Source organism: Lysinibacillus sp. FSL P4-0201, assembly GCF_038593425.1.
Classification (GTDB): domain Bacteria; phylum Bacillota; class Bacilli; order Bacillales_A; family Planococcaceae; genus Lysinibacillus; species Lysinibacillus capsici.
On record NZ_CP151995.1, the window covers coordinates 918,396 to 943,512 of the forward strand.

Consider the following 25,117-nt stretch of genomic DNA (forward strand, 5'->3'; position numbering starts at 1 on the left):
AAAACTAAATATGTGTGCCACTGATTATGAGAATGCAAATTTGAAAGGAAGGAATTTTTTAATGATGAAAATGCCTGTGAACGGCAAAATACTGTTAGTGACATTTTTAATCATTGCACTCTCCTTTTTACTAGGTGGTATTTTTTTACTCGGTAACCTATTATCTGAACAGGAAAAAGATTTTGGACAGCGAGCAATGCTTGTGGCAAGAACTGTATCAAATGTACCAGAGCTTAGTGTACATCTGGAAAATGCCAATATAAAAGAATCTGCAAAAAATATTAATAAAATTGTAGATGGCATTAGAGTGATTCATAAGGCCGAGTATATTGTTGTAATGAATATGGAGCGTATTAAACTATCACACCCAGTAAGTAAGGAAATAGGAAAACGCAGTGAGTCGCAGGATTTAAACGCCGCATTTAGTGAACATTATTATGTATCAAAGGCACGTGGAGAATCGGGTGTTATGATACGGGCTTTCGTGCCAATTATTAATGATAAAAGGGAACAAGTGGGCATTGTAGTCGTTGGCTATTCATTACCAGATTTTCTGGAAATGTTACAAAGTTATGAGCGAGAAATTATGATAACTATTGTTATATCACTGATTTTTAGTATTTTCGGTGCCTATACACTAGGACGACATATAAAAAAACAAATGTTTGGGCTTGAACCTCATGAAATTGCAAAAATGTATGTGGAAAGAACAGAAACCTTTAATGCCATGCATGAGGGAATAATAGCGGTAGATAAGGAAATGAATATCACCATTTTTAATGAAAAAGCGGCCGATATTTTAGGTGTTACTAGGAAAATAGAGGACTGTATTGGACAAAAGATTTATGACGTTTTGCCTGATACCCGTCTGCCTGAAATTGTTGAAACAGCAACACCTGTTTATGATCAAGAGCTTTACATTAATCATCATAGTATCTTAAGTAATCGTGTACCTATTATTGTGAATGGAGAGCTAGTTGGTGCAGTTGCTATGTTTAAAGATTTAACAGCTGTGAAAAAGCTTGCGGAGGAAGTAACAGGTGTAAAGGCCTTTGTTCAAGCATTACGTGTACAAACCCATGAGCATAAAAATAAGATTCATACGATTGCGGGACTACTGCAATTGGGACATACAAAGCAAGCACTTGAATATGTTACTGTTACTACTGAAAATGAAGCCTCATTAACGAAATTTTTAAATGAACGCTTTCATAATGAAAATATTTCAGGTTTGTTATTAAGTAAAGTAAGTTATGGAAAAGAACTGGGTATCGAGGTTGAAATTGATCGGAAAAGTCATTTTAAACGCTTTCCACCTCTATTAGATCATCATGATTTTGTTGTGTTGTTTGGCAATTTAATTGAAAATGCTTTTGAGGCATTAAATGTACTTTCTAAGGAAGATAAATATGTAGCCATCTCTGTAGACGAGCATGATGGCGTCTTAGCGATTGCAGTTACCGATAACGGGATTGGCATGACTAAAGAGGTGCAGGAGCGTATGTTTGAAAATGGATTTTCGTCAAAGGCTAGTGAAAATCGAGGCATTGGCTTGTATTTAGTCTATGAAATTGTAAGAAAAGGCAATGGAGATATTGAAGTAACAAGTGAATTTATGAAAGGAACAAGTTTCTTAATTTTATTTGAGTTAGGAGAAGTATAGATGGATGTAATAAATGTCTTATTGATTGAAGATGATCCAATGGTACGAGAAGTGAACAGACAATTTATTGAACAAATCAAAGGTTTTTCATTAGTTGGCTATGCTAGCAATGGAATTGAGGGAATTCAAAAAATTAAACAATTAACCCCAGAGCTTGTCTTTATGGACATTTTTATGCCAGAGCAGGATGGCATTATTACGTTAGGGAAAATACGAGAAGAGCATCTTCATGTTGATGTTATTGCTGTAACAGCTGCGAATGATATGCCCACTGTGCAGCGAATATTACACTTAGGTGTCTATGATTATATTATGAAGCCCTTTACGTTTGAGCGGATTGAGCAGACTTTAAAAAATTATCAAAGCTATAGAAGGAAAATAAGCGGCATGCAAGATTTAACTCAGCATGATGTCGATCATTTAATGCAACAACGTCTTCCTGAACAAATTGTAGTAGAAACAACAGGAATGGATGCCATTCTTATAGAAGAACTCCCAAAAGGGTTTAATCGAGCTACCTTAGATAAGGTACTTGCATATATAAAAAAAAGTGGCGAGGCAGTATCAGCGGAGGAGGTATCTGCTTATATAGGTACAGCACGTGTTACAGCTAGACGCTATCTAGACTTTTTAGAAAAGCAGAAACTATTAAAAGTAGATATACAATATGGAAACGTAGGACGTCCTATTCATCGTTATTATATTTAGTTCAATTAGATTAAAGTCCGTATTTTAATAAGTTATGGTGAAAAATGTACAGATAAATTCTAAGCGTCCTATTTCCTAATACATATCTTTAAATTCCTTTAAGGGCAACATCTAAAATTTTTGGATACCGAAGTTGTTGCGTATTGGAAGAGATCTTCATGACCATTTAAATTTTAAATAATTACAATTCAGATATTGTGGGAAGCAAGATGCTAAAGCACAAAAAATTATTCCCAAGACATAAATTAAGATGGAAAAAGCCCTGCATAAAGCAAGGCTTTTTTAGCGTCAACGTTGTTTGAGATTGTGTATAGGCTAAATTTAAATGTTATTTTTTTTATTAACAATTTTCTTGAAATAAAATCTTCACTTTTTTTCTAGCGAGTCAACATGCTCAGCAGTAGGTTTACCAGCTTTTAATAAGACTTTACTGCCCAGAAGGAAAAATCCTTGGATGAAGAGTAATAATCCTGTACCGATGAGTAGCCACTCAATAGCAATAATATCAGCTATTGGCCCGAAAATTAGCATTCCTAAAGGCATCATAGAGGTAGATATCATACTAAGAATGCCAAATACTCTTCCCATATAGTCACTTTCCACTTTTTCTTGTAATAACACCGTTGCAGGTGTATTAAAGATTGGCATGGCTATGCCAGTAATGGCCATGATTCCGAGATACAACCAAAAAATAGGAATGACGCCGAGAGCTATTGTACAAAGACCAAATAACAAAGCAGATAATGTCATTGTATGCACTTTATTTTTAAAGCCACCCCATGTTGCGATTGCGATACCACCGATTAACATCCCAATGGCAAAGGCCATTTCGATGGCAGTCAAACGCCATACATCATTGCCAAAAGTTCGTGTAACTTGTAAAGGCGTTAAAAAGGCAGCAGGTGCAGCAAGCAGCATGAAAAAGGCAAAGAACAAGAATAATTGTTTCAAGAAAGCATGCTCTTTAATATAGATGAAGCCTTGTTTCATATCACTAAAATAGCCTGTTGTTTGTGGCTGATTAGCTTTTGCATGTGCAGGGATATGCAGAAATAATAAGAAGATAGCGATGGCAATAGCCGCTGTTGTCACATCAATAAAGAAAATGGATTCAATAGAAGCCATCGTTAATAATGCACCACTTGCCATAGGTGCAAGAATCATGATGAAGGCTTGAATACTACTATTTGCACCATTAACCTTCATTAAATGCTCTTCAGGAACAAATTGTGGCAAAATTGCGCCCACTGCTGGTGTTTGAATACCTGCACCAACTGCGCGTACGGCTGATATAACAAATAGTAGCCAGAGCTCATCATAGCCGATTAAAAATAAAATAGCTAGAATTAGCGTAGATAAGGCAATCATTCCATCTGCTAAAATAATAAGCCATTTACGGTTATAGCGATCTGCCCAGACACCAGCAATAGGTGCTAAGAAGAAGGTTGGTAAAAAGCCACAAATGATCGCGATGGTCATCATGCTGCCTGATTGTGTTGTAAGTGTGATATACCATGTAATGGCATATTGCACAAGAGCAGAGCCAAAAAGTGAAATCGTTTGACTACTTAAAAAAAGTATTGTGTTACGTTTCCAATGTTCCAATTTCGTCATCCCTTTCTAACAGTAGTGCCTGTGTGGAAAGTAAAAGACAACACAAAAAAAGAGGGGAGTAGAAGTCCCCTCTTTTCCAGTATTCCTAAAACAGACTAGACCTAATTCCATTTCCCTTGCACAGCAGGCAAAGTGTACACATATTTAATTAATAAGGTGAAATCGTAGTCTAATTGAAGCTGTCATTTGGAATACCCTCCGTTCTATATAAGTTGTGTTGATTGTAGCATAAAGTTCATCGATGCGTAAAGAATGAATTAAGCAAAAACTAGGTTGAATTTAAAAATTTGGAAATTGTAAAATGAATCTCATAAAATGAAACGCCATGCATCTATATTTATCGATTTCTTTAAAGGAAAAGTACTATACATTGTCTTTTCAGTAGTTTTTTTATACATATTTTGAAACTATCGAGAACGTTTGTTAGAGATGAAACTTATTATCTGCTTGCATTGTTTCCGATAAAGTTGCTTCGGAGACGTGCATATAGCGAGTACTTGTCATATACTAAAATAGAAAAATAGCAAATGGAGGAAATATGAGAAAGAAAAATAGTAAATGGAAGATCTTAACTTTAGTCGCGATGATTTTTGTGTTATGCCTATCGACAATCCCTACAAAGACTGCCATGGCAAGCACGACACAGCCAAAAAGGGAGATGAGGGCTGTCTGGATTTCAACCGTTCTTAATCTTGATATGAAAGCAGGTATGACGAAGGAGCAGTACACGGCTTGGACACGCCAAACTTTGGATCAACTAAAAGCCAATAAATTCAATACTGTTATTTATCAAGTAAGACCAACAAATGATGCAATGTATGCCTCTGATTTAGCGCCATGGTCATCTTACATAACAGGCAAAAAGCAAGGCACGAATCCAGGCTACGATCCTCTTGCGATCATGATAGAGGAAAGTCATAAACGGGGTATGGAGCTACATGCATGGATGAATCCTTATCGTGTAACAATGTCTGGACAAAAACTGACAGACCTTGCTGCTGATAATGTGGCTAGAACACATCCAAATTGGGTTATCAAATACGGTAAGCAATATTATTTAAATCCTGGTTTACCAGAAGTACAAGACTATTTAGTTGAAGTAGTAAGAGAGCTAGTAGCCAATTATGATATTGACGCAGTGCATATGGATGATTATTTTTATCCATATAAAGTTGCTAATGAAGTTTTTCCAGATCAAGCAGCTTTTAAAAACTATGGTGCTTCCTTCAAAAAGGTGGAGGATTGGCGACGAGATAATGTCAACCGTCTTGTAGAAAATCTTTACACGGCCATTAAAGACACAAAGCCATATGTTCAATTTGGTATTTCACCATTTGGTGTATGGCGCAATAAATCGCTAGATAAAACAGGAAGCGATACAAGGGCTGGTGTTAATAATTACGATGATTTATATGCAGACGTCAGAACATGGATTCAAAATGGCACAATTGATTACATTACACCACAAATTTATTGGTCAAGAACATTATCTGTTGCGAAATATGGAACGCTGCTAGATTGGTGGAGCCATGAAGTGCAAACCTACGCAACAACACACCCTGTACATCTATACATTGGGCTTGCTGATTACAAAGTTGGCAATGATAGTGATGCAGCATGGAAAAATAAAATGGAGCTACCTAGTCAAATACTAGCGAATCGTTCGGAAAAGGTAGCGGCTGAGGGGCAAATGCATTTCTCCTTGAGAAGCTTTCAAAACAATAAACTAGGCTATGCAACGATTGTTAGTCAACAATTATATAATTACACAGCACTGACACCAGAAACAACTTGGGATGATGACACAGTGCCGAACGTGCCGACTTTTGTGCAAGTGACAAAGGAAGCGGCAGGTCGTAAGATAGAGATTATAGACGAAAATGAAACACAACCACGCAAGTATGTCATTTATCGTTTTACAGGAAACAAAGAAGGCTCTTATGATGACCCTCGAAATATAGTGGATGTTGTTTATAATATGGATGGATTCACTAAATTTGTGGACAAGTCAGCTCTTGCTAAGCATAGCTATACATACGGCATTAAGGCTGTATCAAATACAGGTGTGGAAAGCAAGGAAGTTTTTGTAGTAATAGAAAATCAATAAAAAGCTTAGGATAAAAAATAACCACTCGCGCAAAGATTGCATGAGTGGTTGTTTTTTTTTATTAATTTTCTTCAATATCTTTACGGTTTTTCTTTAACATTTTAGATAGCATTTCATAAACAATTGGTACAACAACGAGTGTTAATAGGGTAGAAGATAATAAACCGCCAATTACAGTAATAGCTAAGTCTTTGGAAATTAACCCACTACCGCCAGTACCAAGTGCCATTGGAATCATAGCTCCAATTGTAGCGATGGCTGTCATCAGGATAGGACGTAAACGTGTTGCTCCTGCTTCAAGGATCGCTTCACGCATGGCAAGACCATCATGTTCCATATGAATGATACGGTCAACTAATACGATGGCATTTGTTACGACGATACCAATCAACATCAATAGACCCATCATGACAGATACAGAAATAGTCTGCCCTGTAACGAATAAACCAATAAATGCACCAATTACTGCGAATGGTAGTGAGAAAAGAATAGCGAATGGAGCTAAACCTTCTCCGAATGTTACCACTAGAATGAAGTAAACAATGGCAATGGCTGCTAACATCGCAATACCAAGCTTAGTGAATGTTTCTTGCATATCTGCAGCAACACCAGCAACACCAAGTGTTACACCTTTTTGTAAATCTAATTTATCAATTTTTTTATCAGCAGCAGTAGTGGCTTTTGAAATATCGTCACCGATAATCGTACCAGATACTGTTGCGAAATATTCACCTTTTGAACGAGATAATGAGTTAAGTGTTGTACCTTCCTCAACATCTACTAATTCTCCGATAGTCATTGTTGTACCTAATGCTGTTTTAATTTCAGTGGCTAAGACATCATCAAGTGAAGTCGCAGCTGCTTTAGCATCGCGTTGAACGATGACATCGATATCTTTACCATCGTTTTTCACGGTAGTTAATACTTCTTGCGATGTATTTGAATTTAATGCCATCACGATTTGAGCTGTCGTTAACCCGTATTGAAGGACATTTTTTTGTTCAACTTTTAGCACATGCTCTACGTATGGATCTTCATTATCAGATTTAATATCTTCTAAGCCATCCACTTCTTTTAGAGCACCCTCTACTTGTTTCACAGCATCTCGAAGTTTATCTAAATCATCACTATACAGTGTATAGCTGACTTCGTTTGATGACATCGACATAGAAGTGAAGTTTTGAGACTTCCATTCTCCTGATTGCCCGATGTTAAATACATAGTCTTCAACCTCATCACGAGCTTTAGGGAAGTCTTCCATATCCGGATCAAAGATAAGGTACATTAAGGCACCGCCAGCACCTCCACCCATCATCATTGCTGATGGATCGACATTCTTCGCATCTGTAATGGAAACTTGTAAAATATCAACATCTTTACGTTTCATTAATTCTTTTTCTACTTTTTCAACATTTGCTGCCGTTTCGTCAGCCAGCTCTCCCGTTGCAGGCGTATACGTTAAGTACATAACTTTTTCTTCTTGTGAGCCCATAAAACTAAAACCAATAAGTGGTGTTAATGCAAGAGAACCAACAAGTAAAAGAATCGCAAGGACAGATGTAATAATTTTGTGATTTAATACTTTTTCTAAGACACCTTTGTACCAGGTAGCAAGTTTACCAACTTCTTTATGTTGGCTTTCAGTCTTCTCACCGTATAACTTTTTACGGAATAAGAAGTGAGATAAAGCAGGTACGATTGTGATCGCAACTAATAACGATGCACCTAATGCAAATGTCATTGTAAGGGCAAATGGCATGAATAATTCGCCTACCATACCACCTACGAAAATAAGAGGAGCGAATACAGCGACCGTTACCAATGTTGAAGAAAGAATGGGTTTGAACATTTCAATTGTTGCTTCGCGAATTAGGGCACGACCTGTAAGTTTTTCTTGTTTTAAGTGAATTCGTCGGTAAATATTTTCTACAACTACGATTGAGTCATCGATAACACGACCGATTGCGACGGTAATCGCGCCGAGGGTCATGATGTTTAATGTAATATCCATCCAGTTTAATAGGAGTAATGCCATAAAGATAGAAACTGGGATAGAAATAATTGAAATAATCGTTGATTTGAAATCACGTAAGAATAGTAAAATGATTAATACGGCAATTGCGCCACCAAAGACTGCTTTTTCGATCATTGTAAATACAGAATCTTCAATTGGGGCACCTTGGTCAAGAGAGATCTCTACGTTTAAGCCATCTAATCGTTTTTCCTCATCCTTCATAAGGTCTTTTACGGCATTAACAACTGTTACCGTATTCGCATCTTGGCCTTTTACGATTTGAATAGCAATGGCATCTTGACCATTTGTACGTGAAACAGATTGCACTTTACCTTCTACTTCAATTTTTGCAATATCACCTAGACGAACGAAAGGTGAAGGATTTGTAGCTGAAGGTGTAACTGGAATTAATAAGTCTTTCAGTTCATCCACTGATTTTACCTTACCATCTACTGAAACGGCTTGTTCCCCGACAGTAAATTGATATAAACCAAGTGACAGTGACATATCACTTGCCTGAATCATTTGTTTAACAGTTTCCTCTGTTAAACCAAGTGCTGCCATTTTTTCTTCATCGTATTTAAACGATACTTGTTCAATATGCTGACCTGTGATGGTAGCAGATGCAACACCATCAATCTTTTCGATTTTAGGCAGTAAAACTTCTTCTACTGTTGAAGTTAAATCAACAATATCTTCCTTAGAGCTACTTACAGATAAAGCGACTACGGGCATCATGTTCATGCTGATTGCCATAATAGTAGGCTCTTGAGCACCTTCAGGTAGTTTAAGATTATCTAAAGCTGCTTCTAATTGACGTTTTTTCTCATCCATATCAATTCCATAGTCGTATTCCACTTGAACTTGTGCTACGTTGGAAGAGGAAGTTGAGTAAACAGCCTTCACATCTTCTAAACTTTCTATGGATTTTTCGAACGGAATGGAAAGTTCATTCATGACTTGTTCAGGCGTTGCGCCAGGATATACGCCCATGACAATTAAATACGGGATCGAAATATCAGGTATCGATTCCATTTTCATCCTTGTACCCGAATAAATACCAGAGACAGTGATGATAATTGTTAATAACCACACTGCCAATTTGTTCTTTAATACGAAATTAACTAAACCTTTCACCTTCACACCTACCCTTTATTGACTATCTAAATTCAATTATTTATACTAATGACTAATCGGTCATTTGTCAACGAAATGCATTAGGAGAGAGTTAAAAATATGTTAAAAAAGCAATTAATTATGGAGAAAGCGTTAGAACTGTTTTCTGAACAGGGTTTTGAAGCTACGTCAGTACAACAAATTACAGAACGCTGCGGGATTTCTAAAGGTGCATTTTATTTATCCTTCAAAACCAAAGATGAGCTTGTTATATCTATGGTTGATTACTATTTACAGCAGTTTATTACAGATGTTGACCAAGTAGTCAGAGGAACGTATAGCAAAGAAACTGTTTTGGTTGAATTTTATAAAAGTATTTTTCAAGCATTCAAAGACCATTCTGCATCTGCACGTGTATTCTTTAATGAAAAGGTCTTTTTAACAAAAAAAGAGCTATTTCATAAAATAACAGCGTATGAAGCAGAAATGTCGAAATCAATTCTCTATATGCTTGAGCAGCTTTATCAGGATCAATTAAAAGAAATGAAATATGATGTAATGTACTGCATAAAAGGATTTATGAAGAGCTATGCTGAGCTTTTTATTTTTTCAGATATGCCACTTGATTTAGAGCAATTAGCTAAATCTTTAGCAGAAAAGACAGATATTATTGCCCATCATACAACCATTCCATTTATTACAGCAGATCTTGTGCCGTTTATTGCAAAGCCGTGTGAGGAAGACGTGTCAAAAGATGCTTTACTACAATTATTGGAGCAAAATATAAATCATACTGAGGATTCTATAGAAAAAGAATCCATTGAGTTGTTAAAGCAAGAAATAGAAAATCCTACTTATGGTAAAGCAATCATTAAGGGGCTAATTGAAAATCTACGTTTAGACCCAGCGTATCATTGGATTGCATATGTAACTGCAAAATACTTTAATATTTGAACTCTAGGATAGAATTGTTCACGTTTGGCGGTGAACAATTCTATTTTTAATGGTTTTTATCTATGAATGGGGGCATAGATTGCAAGGCCTCTAACGCACTTGCAAAGGGTTCTTGAATCCATAATAGGCGCTCAAGAAAATCTTGGACTTTGATTGGTAATTTTAATTCCTGCTGCCAAGCTTTCTCTTTTTTCTTGCTTGGCTTGTAGTCTGAGTATAGTAAAAATAATAAAAAATGGCCGACAAAATAAAGATCACTAATATGATTTTCGGCACGTTTTGGATTTTCAATCGTAGAGATATCGATTTGCTTTTGATAAGTGGTAGCTAGACCAAAGTCAATAATATGCAATTGCTGACCCACTAACAATATATTCGGAATCCGTAAATCGCGATGTACAATACCATAATTGTGTAACTGTACAATTTGCTCTAATAATTGCTTTGTAATAGCAAGGGATTGAGCAATTGTAAATTTGGTACCATTCTGAAAAATAAGCTCCTCAAAAGTTTGCCCATTGACATAGTCCATGATAAAAAATGGGCTGTCTGAAATTGTTCCTGCTGAATGGATGGTAGGAACATAGGGTAGTGAAAGTTGCTGGAGTATGTGAATTTCTTGTTGAAATTTATGAATGGTTTTCTGGTGGTGACGATGTTTGGGTCGCAAGCATTTTAAAACAAATAGACTTGCTGACGAGCAATCTTCAATTAAATACGTACGACCATATGAGCCATAGCCAAGGAATTTTTTAAAAGAAAAATCGGGATGTTCGGCTATGTAAAGTTCTACAGCCTGGTCAAAACTTTTTTCGGAAATTCGTTTCCACCACATTAGCTACTAAAGAAACTCATAGAGCTGAAAAAACTGCGTGAGCTTTTACGAGAGCCACGCTTATAATGCTTGTGACCATAATAATTATGTCGCTTTGAATATCTACTACGGCTACTTGATGAAGAATAATGGCGTTTGGATTTACTATTGAGTAAGGAATGAAGAATTTTATCTAGCATAAAAACGCTCCTTTTTGATGTTGTTATTACTATATACGCAAAAATAAAAAGGAGGTTTCAAAAATAAAAAAGAAACTATGTAAATTTTACATAGTTTCTTTTTACGAGGTTAAACCTCCATAATAATCGGTAAGATCATTGGACGACGTTTTGTTTTTTCGAATAGATAAGGTCCCAATACGTCTGTAATTTCATTTTTCAATTCTGTCCATTGAGGAGTTTTGCTTTGAATTGTTTCATTCAGATGACGGTTTAGCATTTTTTGTGCCTCGTTGATCATCGTACCTGATTCACGCATATAGACAAATCCACGTGAGATGATGTCAGGGCCAGAAACAATTTTTTGGTTTTCCATATCAACACTTACAACTACAATCACTAAACCTTCTTCAGAAAGAATACGGCGATCACGTAACACGATATTACCGATATCGCCAATACCATTGCCATCAATGTAAACATCTCCTGAAGGAATACGCCCAGCTACATGTGCTTCATTGGCACTTAGTGCTAGAACATCACCATTTTCCATAACAAATGTATTGTCTAGTGGAACATCGCAATCTTCAGCTAAATGTGTATGCATTTTTAACATACGGAATTCACCATGGATAGGCATAAAGAACTTAGGCTTCATTAAACGAAGCATCAGTTTTTGTTCTTCTTGAGATCCGTGACCAGATGTATGAATGTTGTTTAATGCACCATGAATGACTTCTGCACCTGCACGGAACAATAAATTAATGATTTTATTAACACTCACGGTATTACCTGGTACTGGTGAAGAAGAAAAGATAACTGTATCGCCAGGCTGTATTTGAATCTGACGATGTGTCCCGTTGGCAATACGTGACAAGGCAGCCATTGGTTCACCTTGAGAGCCTGTACATAAAATCATCACTTCGTTTGCAGGAAGTCGATTGATGCTTTGAGCATCAATAAATGTATCCTTTGGAGCAGTAATGTAACCTAGCTCACGACCAATCGTAATAGCATTGTCCATTGAGCGACCAAAGACAGCAATCTTTCTTCCGTATTTTACGGCTGCGTCTGTGGCTTGCTGTAAACGGTGAATATTTGATGCAAAGGTAGCAAAAATAATACGGCTATCCACCTTACGGAAAATCTCGTCGATACTTTTTCCAACTGTGCGCTCTGACATTGTGAAATTAGGCTTTTCAGCGTTAGTACTATCAGATAGTAAGCAAAGCACGCCATCACGTCCGATTTCAGCCATCTTTGTTAGGTTGGCTGGTTCACCCACTGGTGTAAAGTCAAATTTAAAGTCACCTGTGTGAACGATATTACCAGGTGGTGTTTTAACAACAATTCCATAAGCATCAGGAATACTATGTGTTGTTCTAAAGAAGCTAACAGATGTTTTTCTGAATTTAATAACATCCTCTTCTTTAATTTCAATGAGTTTTGTTGTACGTAGCAAGCCATGTTCTTCTAATTTATTACGTAATAAGCCAAGTGCAAGCTTACCGCCATAGACAGGGATATTTACTTGACGTAAAAGGTATGGAATACCACCAATATGATCCTCATGCCCATGGGTAATAAACAGTCCTTTGATTTTATCGACATTACGTACTAAGTACGTGTAATCAGGAATAACATAGTCAATGCCGAGTAAGTCGTCTTCTGGAAATTTTATACCGGCGTCAATTAAGATAATTTCATCTTGAAATTGAACGCCATAAGTGTTTTTGCCGATTTCGCCCAGTCCGCCGAGCGCGAAAACAGCTGCTTGGTCATTTTTAACAAACTTCATGTTTGTTAAATTTCCTCCAAGACGAAGTTCGGGCTTGCTTGTTCGTACTCTAAGTAGTTACCCTCAAGCAGTTGAATGAACTCGATGTTATAGTTTCGGTCTTTTAGCTTTTCACGTACTTCACGTTCTGAAGTAGCTTCTAGGTATAGACTTTTAGTATTTTCGCGAACTGGAATCTCATTTGCATTTTCTTGATAATAAACTTTGTAAATCATAGTTTGCTCTCCTTTAATTGCGTACAATTTTCTTGCACCTTTGACTACTACCACACACGTGCTACAAGAAAACAACGAATTTCTTTTATTGAAGAAATGTACGTTTGTAATACTTGTATCTCAATGCTTCAGATGTGCACTATGTTATAAAATTGTATAGGAAGTAGTGAGACAGTGGTTGCGTATAGCCAAATAAATGCATTTCCTTTATATTATCACGCACTTCCTCTAAAATAAAGAAAAGCCCTTCAAATAATGAAGGGCAAATGTTAGGCAATTGATTTTTTTCCGAGTACGCCGCGAAGTTGCTTCAATAATTTTCGTTTGAGTTTCTTCAGCATGGCACATCACTCCTTAGGATCATTATAATTAAAATTATTGTCTATGTAAAGTCATTTAGCTTGAAAGGATAATATTTATGGAAAGGGTTAATAGAATGAACAAAATTTTATTTTTTGATGTCGATGGTACTCTCTATAACAGTGAAAAAAAGTTACCTTCATCTGCAAAAGAGGCACTTTTGACAGCACGACGTAATGGTTATGAATTGGCGATTGCTACTGGTCGAGCACCATTTATGATTGAGTCATTGCTAGAAGAATTAGAGATCGATACGTATGTTACCTTCAATGGTCAATATGTTGTCTATAAAGGTGAGGTTGTCTATACAAATGGTATTGCGAAAGATGAACTAGCTAAAATTATTGCCTTTGGTGAGGCGCGTAACGAACCGGTAGTGTTTTTAGATGATAAACGGATGATTGCCTCAGTTGGCGATCATCGTATGGTAGCTGAAAGCTTAGATACTCTTAAATATCCGTATCCAGAATTAGACTCATCTTATTATATGCAGAACAATGTATATCAAACACTTATTTTTATGGAAGAAAAAGATGAACCTTTATATAATGAAACATTCCCAAATGTTCAATTTGTACGTTGGCATCGTTATTCTTGTGATATTTTGCCAAAGGGAGGTTCGAAGGCTGCTGGTATTGAAAAGGTGCTTGAAAAAATGGGCATCACTTTACAAGATGCCTTTGCTTTTGGCGATGGCATAAATGATATTGAGATGCTACAGGCAGTTGGGACAAGTGTTGCTATGGGAAATGGCCATGAGCGAGTGAAGGCAGTCGCTCATCATATTGCAGACCATGTAGACGAGGATGGTCTCTCAAAAATAATGCGTAAGCTCTCCATTATATAAAAATGAAAAACAACTAGTTGTGAAATTTACAACTAGTTGTTTTTTATTGATTAATGGTCTATGCCATATTGACGGTTTTTATTTGAACACCTTTTTCCGAAAAATGTTGAATCGTCTTTTTGGATAGTGCGTCATCTGTGATAATGACATCTACGTCATCCACTGGACAAACTTGAATCGCTACATCTTTATTAAATTTTGAGGAATCTGTAGCTACGTAGACTTTTTGAGAGATGGAAATAATTTGCTTTCTAGTAATCGCTTCATCCAAGCTAAAATCAGATATGCCTTTTTCAATTGAAACGCCACTAGCGCAAATAAAAGCTTTATTGATATTAAGATGCTCGAAGCGAAATAAAAATTCATTTGATGTCACTGATTTTTCAGAATGGCGTACTTTACCCCCAAGCAGTATAACCTCAATGTTAGAGCCGATTAGATCAAATGCTACAGGTAGTGAATTTGTCACCACTGTTAGTTTTTCCTTGTCCAATAAAAATGGTGTCATTTGATAGGTGGTTGTTCCACTATCAATAAAAATACATTCCCCATCTTGAACGAGCGAAGCACATGCTTTGGCAATGGCGATTTTCTCTGTTAACTGTTCGTGAAGTCGGTGATCAATTAGTCCTTCTACTGGCTCAATATATTTAACGCCCCCATAAAATTTTTCAATTTTTTTGTCTTGCATCAACTGTTGGACATCACGACGGATCGTTTCCATTGAAACGTTAAACTCTTTTGTAAGTGTTACTAATTTTACTACCTTATGTTGACGTATAAACTGCAAAATTTGGTGTTGCCTTTCTATCATATACATTTCATCACCTCTACTAGATATTTACTCAAAATAACCATAACTTTGTCAACAGTTGGTCAGAATTTACTCAACATTTACACAAATAAGCATTTTCCTTTACAAATAGTCTCTATACTGAAGCTAAGAACTGAGTGAGGTGACCCAATTTGTTAGAGCTAAAAAATATCTCAAAAAGCTATAAAAATAAAAAAGTTTTAGTAGATATCAATGTAACCGTCGAATCAGGTGAGATTATTTCTTTGCTAGGACCGAGTGGCTGCGGTAAAACTACTTTGCTTAATATCATTTTAGGACTTGTAGATCCAACTGCTGGCCAGCTTGTCTACAATGGACAAGATATTTCCAAGCAATCAATGCAAGAAAGAGGATTTAATATAGTGTTTCAGGATTTTGCGTTATTTCCTCATTTAAATGCATACGACAATATCATTTATGGATTAAAAAATAAAAACGTGAAAATGTCCAAAGAGGAGATACAAGAATACATTGATTTTTTAGAGCTAGCTCCTCATTTGCATAAGAAGATTCATGAATTGTCTGGTGGGCAAAAACAACGCGTTTCCATTGCAAGAACACTCGTGATGCAACCTAAAATTCTATTATTAGACGAACCACTAAGTGCACTAGATGGCGTTATAAAGGAATCTATAAAGGAACGTATTAAATCCATCGCCCGTGAATTTAATTTGACGACGATTATCGTGACACATGATCCGGAAGAAGCCCTTACCTTATCGGATAAAGTCATCATTATTAATGAAGGTACAGTTGCTCAATTTGGCACACCTCATGAAATTGTTACAGCGCCAAAAAATAAATTTGTAGAAGATTTTATCTTAAGGCAGCTTCATATTAAGCGACATAACATCTATCAATTGTTTGGAGAAACATATGCTTAAAACGAATAAAATAATGAAATTAATTTTTCTACCGATTCTACTATTTTTTCTATTCTTTTTAATTGTGCCATTGCTTTATATGTTTTGGCAGTCATTCAAAATAGGCAATGTCGTTACCACTCAAAATTATATAGAAGCTTTACGGAATATCGAAATTCGTGAAGCTTTTACGAATAGTTTTAAAGTTTCTTTTGTAGCATCAGTGATTACAACCATTTTAGCCTTTTGGTTGGCCTATGCTGTTCATTTTACTACGATGCATCGCCATACAAAAAAGCTAGTTCAAATTGGAATTACCTTGCCGATGCTACTGCCAACCATCACCTATGGCTTTGTATTGATTTATACATTTGGGAATCAAGGAATTCTAACAAAATTAGTGGGGCAGCCTCTTTTTACAATCTATGGGTATAACGGCTTGGTGATCGGTTACGTCTTATACACATTACCAGTTGCCTTTATATTAATGCAAAACTCCATGCAATATATCGATAAACGTTTTTTACTTGTTTCAATATTAATGCATGATCAGCCAATGCGTCGTTTTTATCATACCGTATACCGTCCTATGGTTGGGACAATTGGCGGGGCATTTATTTTAACATTTGTTTTAAGCTTCACTGACTTTGGAATCCCTGCATCGGTTGGTGGCAATTACAGGGTAATAGCTACTGAACTCTACCAAGCTATGTTAGGTTCCATTGTGCATTTTGAACGTGGAGCAGTCATTTCAGTGTTAATGCTAGTACCTGCTGTATTAGGTGTTGTCATGCTAACGATTTTAGAGCGCTTCAATTTTCAATATAAACAGGTTGGGCAAAGTGAACTTGTAAAGCATCGTTTACGAGACACGCTATTTACAATTTATTCAATTCTCTGTGTAACAGCTGTATGTATTATTTTTTTAACCATGTTTATTGTGCCTTTTACCAAAGGCTATCCGTACGATTTCAGCTTTACATTAGAGCATGTTCAAAATGTACTCGCAGAGAAAGATTTAACAAAGGTTTACATCAATTCTCTCATCGTAGCGGTTCTAACAGCAATATTAGGTGTGGGCATAACATTTATGTCGGCGCTTCTTAATACAAGGACACCATTAAAGGGAAGAAAAAGCTTAGATGTAACTTCTATGATGACAAATACAGTTCCAGGTATGGTACTTGGATTATCCTACTTATTTTTCTTTAATGGAAGTTCTTTAAAGGGTACTTTTCTTATCGTTATCGCATGTAATATCGTGCATTTTTTTTCGACACCTTATTTAATGGCGAAAAATTCATTGCAAAAAATGGATCCTACGTGGGAAGTGACAGCTGAGCTGTTAAAGGATTCGTGGTTAAAAACCGTGATACGAATTATTTTACCGAATATTAGGCCAACGATTTATCAAATGTTTAGCTACTATTTTTTAAATGCGATGGTTACAGTCAGCGGTGTTATTTTTCTTGTCAGCACAAAGACAATGCTTGTATCGACAAGGATAAAAGAGCTACAGCATTTCGCAAAGTACACCGATATTTTTGTTTTATCGATATTCATTTTATGTACAAACCTCATTGTGAAATTAGGTTGTGATTATATAGCAGCACATAAAGAAAAAACGGAGGAGATTACAAAATGAAGAAGTCAACAGGCATGATGTTAGGGACAGTAAGTGCAGCAGCAGTCGTTTTAGCTGCATGTGGAGGAGTAGCAGCAGATTCCAAAGAGCAAGTCATCATTTATTCAAATGCTGATGATGAAGCTATTGAAGTGATGGAAACTACATTAGATGATAAAGGCTATAAAGGTAAGTATTTAATCCAGTCGTTTGGTACTTCTGAGTTAGGTGGCAAAATGATGGCGGAAGGGACAGATATTGAAGCAGATGTTGTAACAATGGCTTCTTATTTTATAGAAAGTGCACAAACCTCAAAATCCATGTTTGTGGATATTTCCTCAGACTTAAAGCCTCTTGATGGGAGTGTTACGTATGCATTACCGATTTTAGGCAATGTAGGCTCTATCTTTATTAATACAGAGGTATTACAACAAAAGGGGCTATCTATTCCGAAATCCATTAAAGATTTGACAGACCCTGCTTATAAGGATTTAGTGTCATTCCCAAACATTATGGACTCCTCAACAGGGTGGCTTCTAGTACAAGCTATTATAAAGGAATATGGTGAAGAGGAAGGGAAAAAAGTTCTAGCAGAGTTAATTAAAAATGCAGGACCACATATTGAAAGTTCAGGCTCTGGCCCTATTAAAAAGGTGAAAACAGGAGAAGTTGCTGCCGGCTTTGGTTTACGTATCCAAGCTATTGATGCCAAAAACGAAGGGTTACCGATTGATTATATTGACCCGACAGAAGGAAATTTCACTTTAACGGAATCTGTAGCTGTTGTAGATAAAGAAGGTGAGGAAGCATTAGCAAAAGAAATTGCAAAGGTAATTGCAACAGAGGCTCGTGATGGTCTTCTAGAGCAATATCCTGTAGCTCTATATGAAGGTGAACAAGTAAAGGACGAGCACGTTCCTACCTATTTGAAAAAATGGGATACTACCTTAACCGTAGATTTATTAGAAAAACACCAAGCCTTCTTTAAAGAAGCACAGCGATAAGGAGTTATAGCAGATGAGTAACTATAAATTATTGACGCCAGGTCCATTGACAACAACTGAAGCAGTGAAACGAGAAATGTTAAAAGATCGTTGTACATGGGATGACGATTATAAAAATGTGACACAAGTGATTCGTAAGCAACTCTTAAAATTAGCAAAAGTTGAGGAAGCTGATTACACTACGGTACTAATGCAAGGAAGTGGAAGCTTTGTAGTAGAGTCTGTACTAACAACAGCAATTGGTGAAAATGATAAGGTGCTGATACTAACAAATGGTGCTTATGGTGAAAGAATTGTTGAAATGGCTAAAGCCTTAAAGTTACAGCATGTTGTTTATAGTGCTCCTTATGATGAACAGCCCTCCTTGTTAGAAGTTCAATCCTTTCTTGAAAGAGATAGGAGTATTACTCATGTAGCTCTCGTACATTGTGAGACGACTACTGGTATTTTAAATCCTATTAAAGAAATTGGGGAAGTTGTTCATTCGTTCAACAAAACGTTTATTGTGGATGCCATGAGTAGCTTTGGAGGCGTACCAATGGATTTATCAAGCTTGCATATTGATTTTTGTATTAGTAGTGCCAATAAATGTATTCAGGGTGTCCCAGGCTTTGGTTTTGTTATCGCGAATACAAGAGCACTGGAAAAATGTAAGGGACAAGCTCGAAGTGTTGCATTAGATTTGCATAGTCAGTGGGAAGTAATGAAGCAAGATGGGAAATGGCGTTTCACATCGCCTACACATGTAGTGGCAGCTTTTGCGAAGGCGCTTGAAGAGTTGAATGAAGAAGGCGGAATTCATGCCCGCTACAAACGCTATGCGTATAATAATCAACTACTTCGCTCTCGCTTGTCGGTGCTGGGATTTAAAGCGTATATTTCGGAGGAGCTTCAATCACCAATTATCACAACATTTTTATTCCCGTATAAAGAGTTTTCTTTTGAGCATTTTTATCAAGAAATAAAAAATGCAGGTTTCGTTATCTATCCAGGTAAGCTGACGGATGTCGATACATTCCGTATTGGCAATATTGGTGATATTCATGAGGAAGATATTCTTGCATTATGTGAAATCATTGAAAATTATATGGTGGTGAAAAACAATGAAAATTGAGACGGTTATTTTGGACTGGGCAGGCACAGCAGTTGACTTTGGTTGTTTTGCCCCCGTTAATGTTTTTTTAACAATTTTTGAAGATGCTGGTGTAATAGTTACACTGGAAGAGGCTCGTAAACCAATGGGGATGCTGAAAATTGATCATATCCGCACCATGCTAGAAATGCCAAGAATTAAAGCAGAATGGCATCGTGTACATGGACAATCCTTTACTGAAAAGGATGTACATGTATTGTATAATCATTTTGAAACAAAATTAATGGAGTCTTTGGCGACCTATACAGATCCTATCCAGCACGTGAAAACAACAGTACAGCAATTAAGAGATGCAGGTATTCGAATAGGCTCTACAACTGGCTATACAGATGCAATGATGGAAGTAGTGACAAAGCATGCTGCTGACAAGGGCTATCAACCTGATTTTCTTGTAACACCAACACAGGTTGGTGATAAAGGGCGACCATATCCATATATGATTTTTAAAAATATGGAGGCATTAGGTTCGCAAGCGACGAAGCAAGTTGTGAAGGTTGGCGATACAACATCAGATATAAAGGAAGCCTTGAATGCAGGTGTTTGGGCTGTTGGCGTTATTATTGGAAGCTCAGAAATGGGACTATCCGAAGAAGAATTCAATGCCCTATCTTCAGAAGAACAGCAACAAATCATAGAGAAAACAAAATGTGTTTTTGAAGAATCTGGCGCTCATTTTACAATTGAAACAATGGCAGAGTTGCCAGCATTAATTGAAACGATCAATGCTCGGTTAAATATGGATAGACAATTAGAATATAAATAATAATTAACCTCGGCAGAAGTAAAAACTGCCGAGGTTGTTTTTAGTCGCGCTCATATGGGATTGAATCTGGTATTTCCGCAAATGGATTCTTTTCATTAATACGGTCATAAAACATAATGCCATTTAGATGATCTAATTCATGCTGAAAGGCAATAGCTGGCAAGCCCTTAAGGCGCATTTTTTTCTCTTCACCATCAATTGTTTTAAATTTTACTGTGATGCGTGCATGGCGAGGTACATACCCAGGAATATTACGGTCAACAGAAAGACATCCTTCTCCTGCTGATAGGTATGTGTTTTCAACAGAATGGCTAACGATCTTTGGATTTATGGCTACAAAGCTTAATTGTTCACCAGCCTCATCTTTTAAATGAAGAGCAAACATACGCTGTAAGCTATTTACCTGATTGGCAGCCAAACCAATGCCACTACGCAAATTATATTTTTCTGCCATTTCAGGATCTTGGCTGTTGATTAAATATTGAAGCATATCCTCAGCAAGCTTTCTTGTTTCTTCAGTTAAAGGGAATTTAACTTCCTCTGCTTTTGTGCGTAAAGTCGGATGACCTTCGCGGATAATATCATCCATTAAAATCATAATAGTAATCTTCCTTTCAACTTTGTAGTGCTTACTAATAAGTATACATCACGTTTTCGTACAATCCCATGAAAAAAGTCCTTATTTGAATATACTCAAAAAATTTTTCTAATGCTATTAGATTTTCGAGAATGGGGTATTCTACTAGGGGAAAACCTGTTGGAAAACGTAAGAGTTGTATGGTGTGAGTAAGGTGTTGTAATACAGAATTTGAATATTAGTAATACAGTATAGGACAGCAGTGTTTGATTGTTATTCTAGAAAAAATCTTTGTATATAGCAGTGATAGATGATTGACCGACAGTATTTTATTCAGTATACTGAGTGTCAAGAATAAGTTGTACTAGTTAAAAAGGTGATTTATTTTAATACAGCTGAAAGGGAGATGTGACAAATGAGCAAGAAAAACAATAATATTTTTGATGCTAAACAAACGCTAACTGAAATCGAAGATAAGTTTGAAATGTTTCAAATTTTGAATGAAGAAGGCGAAATTATAAATAAAGAGGCAGATCCGAAATTATCAGATGAGGAACTAGTTGAGTTAATGACACGTATGGTTTACACACGTATTTTAGATCAACGTTCAATCTCATTAAATCGTCAAGGACGTTTAGGCTTCTATGCACCGACTGCTGGTCAAGAAGCTTCACAACTTGCTTCTCACTTTGCATTAGAACAAGAAGATTGGATTTTACCAGGTTACCGTGATGTACCTCAAATTGTATGGCATGGCTTACCTCTTGAAAAAGCATTTTTATTCTCACGTGGTCACTTCATGGGGAATCAGGTTCCTGAAGGTGTAAACGTTTTAGCTCCACAAATTATTATTGGAGCACAATATATTCAAGCTGCTGGGGTAGCACTTGGTATTAAAAAACGCGGGAAAAAAGCTGTTGCAGTAACTTATACTGGTGACGGTGGTTCTTCTCAGGGAGACTTCTATGAAGGCATTAACTTTGCAGGTGCATTTAAATCTCCAGCAATCTTCATCGTACAAAATAACCAATATGCAATCTCAACACCTCGTGAATTGCAAACAGCTGCTAAAACAATTGCACAAAAAGGTGTAGCAGCAGGATTACCAAGTATTTTAGTAGATGGAATGGATGCGCTTGCAGTTTATGTAGCAACTCGTGATGCTCGTGAGCGCGCGGTTAATGGTGAAGGCCCAACATTAATTGAAACAATGTGTTACCGTTATGGACCTCATACAATGGCTGGGGATGACCCAACTCGTTACCGTACTTCTGATACAGATAATGAATGGGCTCAAAAAGATCCTCTAGTTCGCTTCCGTAAATACCTAGAAGCAAAAGGTATATGGGATGAGAAAAAAGAAGAAGCAGTTATTGAGCGAGCAAAAGAAGAAATTAAAGAAGCAATCAAAAAAGCAGATGCTGCTCCAAAACAAAAAGTAACAGAATTAATGGAAAATATGTATAAAGGCGAAATGCCATCTAATCTAAAAGAACAGTATGAAATCTATAAAGAGAAGGAGTCGAAATAACCTATGGCACAAATGACGATGATTCAAGCAATTACAGATGCACTTCGCACAGAATTAAAGAATGATGAAAACGTTCTTGTATTCGGGGAAGATGTAGGTGTCAACGGTGGGGTATTCCGCGCGACAGAAGGCCTACAAAAAGAATTTGGGGTTGACCGCGTATTTGATACACCATTAGCAGAATCAGGTATTGGTGGCTTAGCAGTTGGCCTTTCTCTTCAAGGATTCCGTCCAGTTCCTGAAATTCAATTCTTTGGTTTCGTTTATGAAGTTATGGATTCAATTAGTGGCCAGCTAGCACGTATGAGCTACCGTAGTGGTGGCGTCTACAATGCTCCAGTAACAATCCGTTCACCATTTGGTGGTGGTGTGCACACACCTGAAATGCACTCAGATAGCTTAGAAAGCTTAATGACAGCACAACCAGGATTAACAGTTGTTGTTCCATCAACACCATATGATGCAAAAGGTTTACTTATTTCTTCTATTCGTAATGACAACCCAGTTATTTTCTTAGAGCATTTAAAGCTATACCGTTCATTCCGTGAAGAAGTGCCTGAGGAAGCATACGAAATTCCACTAGGAAAAGCGGATGTAAAACGTGAAGGCACTGATTTAACAATTGTTGCTTACGGTTTAATGGTTCATGAAAGCTTAAAGGCTGCAGAAGAACTTGAAAAAGAAGGACATTCTGTAGAAGTAATTGACTTACGTACAATTCAACCAATCGATGTGGAAACAATTATCGCATCTGTTGAAAAAACAGGTCGTGCAATCGTTGTCCAAGAAGCTCAAAAACAAGCAGGTATCGCTGCGAACGTAGTAGCAGAAATTACAGAGCGTGCAATTCTAAGCTTAGAGGCTCCTGTTCTTCGTGTGGCTGCACCAGATACTGTGTACCCATTCCCACAAGCTGAAGGTGTTTGGTTACCAAACTACAAAGATGTAATGGAAACAGCGAAAAAAGTTTTAACATTCTAATAAAGCTTCTAAACTTGAACAACAGTAAATAGAAAGGATGGGTACACATGGCATTTGAATTCAGATTACCGGATATTGGCGAGGGTATTCACGAAGGCGAGATTGTGAAATGGTTCGTTAAAGCTGGAGATACAGTAAAAGAAGACGATATTCTTTGTGAAGTACAAAATGATAAAGCAGTAGTAGAAATCCCTTCACCAGTTGAAGGAACAGTAGAGGAAGTTTTAGTAGGAGAAGGAACAGTTGCCGTAGTTGGCGATGTTTTAATCCGATTAGACGCACCTGGCTATGAAGACTTAAAGCTAAAAGGTGACGATCATGCCGAAGCAAAAACAGAGGCACAAGTTCAAGCAACTGCTGAATCTGGTCAGAACGTAGAAAAAGCTCCTACTAAAGAGGAAAAGGCACCAGAAAAAGCTCCTGAAAAAGCTCCAGAAAAAGTGGAGACAGTAGTTGATGAAACAAAACGTGTGATCGCGATGCCTTCTGTACGTAAATTTGCCCGTGATAACGATGTAAATATTCGTGAAGTGAAGGGTACAGGCAAAAACGGTCGAATCCTTAAAGAAGATATTGAAAACTTCTTAAAAGGTGGCGGCACTGTAGAGGCTGAAACTGCAAATATCGAAACATCAGAAGATACAGTTCAACAAGAAACGTCTACACCAGCAGCACCAGTAGTTCTTGAGGGGGATTTCCCAGAGACTCGTGAAAAAATGTCAGGTATTCGAAAAGCGATTGCAAAAGCAATGGTACACTCGAAACAAACGGCTCCTCATGTTACACTAATGGATGAAGTCGATGTAACAGCTCTTGTAGCACATCGTAAAAAATTCAAAGATATCGCTGCCGAAAAAGGTGTTAAATTAACATACTTACCATATGTAGTGAAAGCACTTATTTCAACTTTACGCGAGTTCCCAGAATTTAATCGCTCTTTAGATGATGCAACACAAGAAATTATCCAAAAGCATTACTATAACATTGGTATTGCAGCAGATACTGAAAGAGGCTTACTAGTACCAGTTATTAAGCATGCAGATCGTAAATCTGTATTTGCAGTGTCTAATGAAATTAATGAATTAGCGACAAAAGCCCGTGAAGGTAAACTAGCACCACATGAAATGAAAGGTGCTTCCATGTCCATTACGAATATTGGCTCTGCAGGAGGACAATGGTTTACACCAGTTATTAACCATCCTGAAGTAGCAATTCTAGGTATTGGTCGAATTTCAGAAAAACCTGTAATAAAAAATGGTGAAATTGTAGCCGCACCTGTGTTAGCATTATCATTGAGCTTTGATCATCGTATGATCGATGGAGCCACTGCGCAAAATGCTTTAAATCATTTAAAGCGTTTGTTAAGTGAGCCAGAATTATTATTAATGGAGGCGTAA

Annotated in this window: 20 protein-coding genes; 13 read left to right on the forward strand and 7 right to left on the reverse strand. The window is 36.9% G+C overall.

What is annotated here, in order from left to right:
* The first annotated feature begins 61 nt into the window (after positions 1-61).
* Both MKY76_RS04355 and MKY76_RS04360 read left to right on the forward strand, forming a co-directional pair.
* A complete protein-coding gene (locus MKY76_RS04355) occupies positions 62-1,663 on the forward strand; it encodes a sensor histidine kinase (protein ID WP_342557463.1) in 1,602 nt (533 codons plus the stop codon).
* Positions 1,664-2,371, forward strand: coding sequence for a response regulator (locus MKY76_RS04360; protein ID WP_048391959.1), 708 nt, complete (start codon positions 1,664-1,666; stop codon positions 2,369-2,371).
* A 366-nt stretch (positions 2,372-2,737) separates the two neighbouring features.
* Here the strand turns inward: MKY76_RS04360 and MKY76_RS04365 are convergent, their stop codons facing one another.
* Positions 2,738-3,985 (reverse strand): MFS transporter, encoded by a 1,248-nt coding sequence (locus MKY76_RS04365; protein ID WP_054549827.1) that lies wholly within the window; start codon positions 3,983-3,985, stop codon positions 2,738-2,740.
* 538 nt (positions 3,986-4,523) lie between these two features.
* On the opposite strand from MKY76_RS04365, the gene MKY76_RS04370 reads away from it, so the two are divergent.
* Positions 4,524-6,092: a family 10 glycosylhydrolase gene (locus tag MKY76_RS04370; RefSeq protein WP_054549828.1), complete on the forward strand. Its 1,569-nt coding sequence runs from the start codon at positions 4,524-4,526 to the stop codon at positions 6,090-6,092.
* Between the two features lie 61 nt (positions 6,093-6,153).
* Here MKY76_RS04370 and MKY76_RS04375 read toward each other — a convergent pair whose 3' ends face one another.
* Positions 6,154-9,243 (reverse strand): efflux RND transporter permease subunit, encoded by a 3,090-nt coding sequence (locus MKY76_RS04375; RefSeq protein ID WP_103117526.1) that lies wholly within the window; start codon positions 9,241-9,243, stop codon positions 6,154-6,156.
* Positions 9,244-9,342: 99 nt separating this feature from the next.
* Between MKY76_RS04375 and MKY76_RS04380 the strand changes: the two genes are divergently transcribed.
* Positions 9,343-10,176 (forward strand): TetR/AcrR family transcriptional regulator, encoded by an 834-nt coding sequence (locus MKY76_RS04380; protein ID WP_269898969.1) that lies wholly within the window; start codon positions 9,343-9,345, stop codon positions 10,174-10,176.
* Between the two features lie 46 nt (positions 10,177-10,222).
* Here the strand turns inward: MKY76_RS04380 and MKY76_RS04385 are convergent, their stop codons facing one another.
* The 3 genes from MKY76_RS04385 to MKY76_RS04395 form a co-directional block, all read right to left on the reverse strand.
* The gene (locus MKY76_RS04385) at positions 10,223-11,011 is read right to left on the reverse strand and encodes a protein kinase (protein ID WP_115673813.1); all 789 of its coding nucleotides are present in this window, start codon (positions 11,009-11,011) and stop codon (positions 10,223-10,225) included.
* Between the two features lie 288 nt (positions 11,012-11,299).
* Positions 11,300-12,967 carry a ribonuclease J1 gene (gene rnjA / locus MKY76_RS04390; RefSeq protein WP_004224711.1) on the reverse strand — a complete coding sequence of 556 codons (1,668 nt, stop codon included), beginning with the start codon at positions 12,965-12,967 and terminating at the stop codon, positions 11,300-11,302.
* 5 nt (positions 12,968-12,972) lie between these two features.
* Positions 12,973-13,182 (reverse strand): DNA-directed RNA polymerase subunit epsilon, encoded by a 210-nt coding sequence (locus MKY76_RS04395; RefSeq protein ID WP_004224712.1) that lies wholly within the window; start codon positions 13,180-13,182, stop codon positions 12,973-12,975.
* Between the two features lie 436 nt (positions 13,183-13,618).
* On the opposite strand from MKY76_RS04395, the gene MKY76_RS04400 reads away from it, so the two are divergent.
* The gene (locus tag MKY76_RS04400; RefSeq protein ID WP_054549831.1) at positions 13,619-14,389 is read left to right on the forward strand and encodes a Cof-type HAD-IIB family hydrolase; all 771 of its coding nucleotides are present in this window, start codon (positions 13,619-13,621) and stop codon (positions 14,387-14,389) included.
* 58 nt (positions 14,390-14,447) lie between these two features.
* Here the strand turns inward: MKY76_RS04400 and MKY76_RS04405 are convergent, their stop codons facing one another.
* Complete coding sequence (locus MKY76_RS04405) at positions 14,448-15,209, reverse strand: DeoR/GlpR family DNA-binding transcription regulator (RefSeq protein ID WP_048391953.1); 762 nt, start codon at positions 15,207-15,209, stop codon at positions 14,448-14,450.
* A gap of 146 nt (positions 15,210-15,355) precedes the next feature.
* Between MKY76_RS04405 and MKY76_RS04410 the strand changes: the two genes are divergently transcribed.
* Genes MKY76_RS04410 through phnX form a run of 5 tightly spaced genes read left to right on the forward strand, consistent with a single transcriptional unit; the run spans position 15,356 to position 20,631 of the window.
* Positions 15,356-16,108: an ABC transporter ATP-binding protein gene (locus MKY76_RS04410; RefSeq protein ID WP_112117444.1), complete on the forward strand. Its 753-nt coding sequence runs from the start codon at positions 15,356-15,358 to the stop codon at positions 16,106-16,108.
* A complete protein-coding gene (locus MKY76_RS04415) occupies positions 16,101-17,732 on the forward strand; it encodes an ABC transporter permease subunit (RefSeq protein WP_342557464.1) in 1,632 nt (543 codons plus the stop codon). The genes MKY76_RS04410 and MKY76_RS04415 overlap by 8 nt, the downstream gene beginning before the upstream one ends.
* Positions 17,729-18,715: an extracellular solute-binding protein gene (locus MKY76_RS04420; protein WP_131521663.1), complete on the forward strand. Its 987-nt coding sequence runs from the start codon at positions 17,729-17,731 to the stop codon at positions 18,713-18,715. The genes MKY76_RS04415 and MKY76_RS04420 overlap by 4 nt, the downstream gene beginning before the upstream one ends.
* 13 nt (positions 18,716-18,728) lie before the next feature.
* Positions 18,729-19,829, forward strand: a complete 1,101-nt coding sequence (phnW, locus tag MKY76_RS04425) for a 2-aminoethylphosphonate--pyruvate transaminase (RefSeq protein ID WP_342557465.1) — start codon at positions 18,729-18,731, stop codon at positions 19,827-19,829.
* Complete coding sequence (gene phnX / locus MKY76_RS04430; RefSeq protein WP_342557466.1) at positions 19,819-20,631, forward strand: phosphonoacetaldehyde hydrolase; 813 nt, start codon at positions 19,819-19,821, stop codon at positions 20,629-20,631. Before phnW ends, phnX begins: the two co-directional genes overlap by 11 nt.
* Positions 20,632-20,671: 40 nt before the next feature.
* Here the strand turns inward: phnX and def are convergent, their stop codons facing one another.
* Positions 20,672-21,229, reverse strand: coding sequence for a peptide deformylase (gene def / locus MKY76_RS04435; RefSeq protein ID WP_048391947.1), 558 nt, complete (start codon positions 21,227-21,229; stop codon positions 20,672-20,674).
* A gap of 394 nt (positions 21,230-21,623) precedes the next feature.
* Between def and pdhA the strand changes: the two genes are divergently transcribed.
* The 3 genes from pdhA to MKY76_RS04450 are packed head-to-tail and all read left to right on the forward strand — an operon-like array spanning position 21,624 to position 25,117.
* On the forward strand, positions 21,624-22,739 hold the full coding sequence (pdhA, locus tag MKY76_RS04440; protein WP_004224731.1) for a pyruvate dehydrogenase (acetyl-transferring) E1 component subunit alpha: 1,116 nt from the start codon (positions 21,624-21,626) through the stop codon (positions 22,737-22,739).
* A 3-nt stretch (positions 22,740-22,742) separates the two neighbouring features.
* Complete coding sequence (locus tag MKY76_RS04445) at positions 22,743-23,720, forward strand: alpha-ketoacid dehydrogenase subunit beta (RefSeq protein WP_004224734.1); 978 nt, start codon at positions 22,743-22,745, stop codon at positions 23,718-23,720.
* 47 nt (positions 23,721-23,767) lie between these two features.
* Positions 23,768-25,117, forward strand: a complete 1,350-nt coding sequence (locus MKY76_RS04450) for a dihydrolipoamide acetyltransferase family protein (RefSeq protein WP_048391944.1) — start codon at positions 23,768-23,770, stop codon at positions 25,115-25,117.

What these genes read in the sequence shown, in the direction of transcription:
- MKY76_RS04355 (WP_342557463.1), top strand. Translation starts at nt 62, where the DNA reads ATGATGAAAATGCCTGTGAACGGCAAAATACTGTTAGTGACATTTTTA.
- MKY76_RS04360 (WP_048391959.1), top strand. Translation starts at nt 1,664, where the DNA reads ATGGATGTAATAAATGTCTTATTGATTGAAGATGATCCAATGGTACGA.
- MKY76_RS04365 (WP_054549827.1), bottom strand. Translation starts at nt 3,985, where the DNA reads ATGACGAAATTGGAACATTGGAAACGTAACACAATACTTTTTTTAAGT.
- MKY76_RS04370 (WP_054549828.1), top strand. Translation starts at nt 4,524, where the DNA reads ATGAGAAAGAAAAATAGTAAATGGAAGATCTTAACTTTAGTCGCGATG.
- MKY76_RS04380 (WP_269898969.1), top strand. Translation starts at nt 9,343, where the DNA reads ATGTTAAAAAAGCAATTAATTATGGAGAAAGCGTTAGAACTGTTTTCT.
- MKY76_RS04385 (WP_115673813.1), bottom strand. Translation starts at nt 11,011, where the DNA reads ATGTGGTGGAAACGAATTTCCGAAAAAAGTTTTGACCAGGCTGTAGAA.
- rnjA (WP_004224711.1), bottom strand. Translation starts at nt 12,967, where the DNA reads ATGAAGTTTGTTAAAAATGACCAAGCAGCTGTTTTCGCGCTCGGCGGA.
- MKY76_RS04395 (WP_004224712.1), bottom strand. Translation starts at nt 13,182, where the DNA reads ATGATTTACAAAGTTTATTATCAAGAAAATGCAAATGAGATTCCAGTT.
- MKY76_RS04400 (WP_054549831.1), top strand. Translation starts at nt 13,619, where the DNA reads ATGAACAAAATTTTATTTTTTGATGTCGATGGTACTCTCTATAACAGT.
- MKY76_RS04405 (WP_048391953.1), bottom strand. Translation starts at nt 15,209, where the DNA reads ATGTATATGATAGAAAGGCAACACCAAATTTTGCAGTTTATACGTCAA.
- MKY76_RS04415 (WP_342557464.1), top strand. Translation starts at nt 16,101, where the DNA reads ATGCTTAAAACGAATAAAATAATGAAATTAATTTTTCTACCGATTCTA.
- MKY76_RS04420 (WP_131521663.1), top strand. Translation starts at nt 17,729, where the DNA reads ATGAAGAAGTCAACAGGCATGATGTTAGGGACAGTAAGTGCAGCAGCA.
- phnW (WP_342557465.1), top strand. Translation starts at nt 18,729, where the DNA reads ATGAGTAACTATAAATTATTGACGCCAGGTCCATTGACAACAACTGAA.
- phnX (WP_342557466.1), top strand. Translation starts at nt 19,819, where the DNA reads ATGAAAATTGAGACGGTTATTTTGGACTGGGCAGGCACAGCAGTTGAC.
- def (WP_048391947.1), bottom strand. Translation starts at nt 21,229, where the DNA reads ATGATTTTAATGGATGATATTATCCGCGAAGGTCATCCGACTTTACGC.
- pdhA (WP_004224731.1), top strand. Translation starts at nt 21,624, where the DNA reads ATGAGCAAGAAAAACAATAATATTTTTGATGCTAAACAAACGCTAACT.
- MKY76_RS04445 (WP_004224734.1), top strand. Translation starts at nt 22,743, where the DNA reads ATGGCACAAATGACGATGATTCAAGCAATTACAGATGCACTTCGCACA.
- MKY76_RS04450 (WP_048391944.1), top strand. Translation starts at nt 23,768, where the DNA reads ATGGCATTTGAATTCAGATTACCGGATATTGGCGAGGGTATTCACGAA.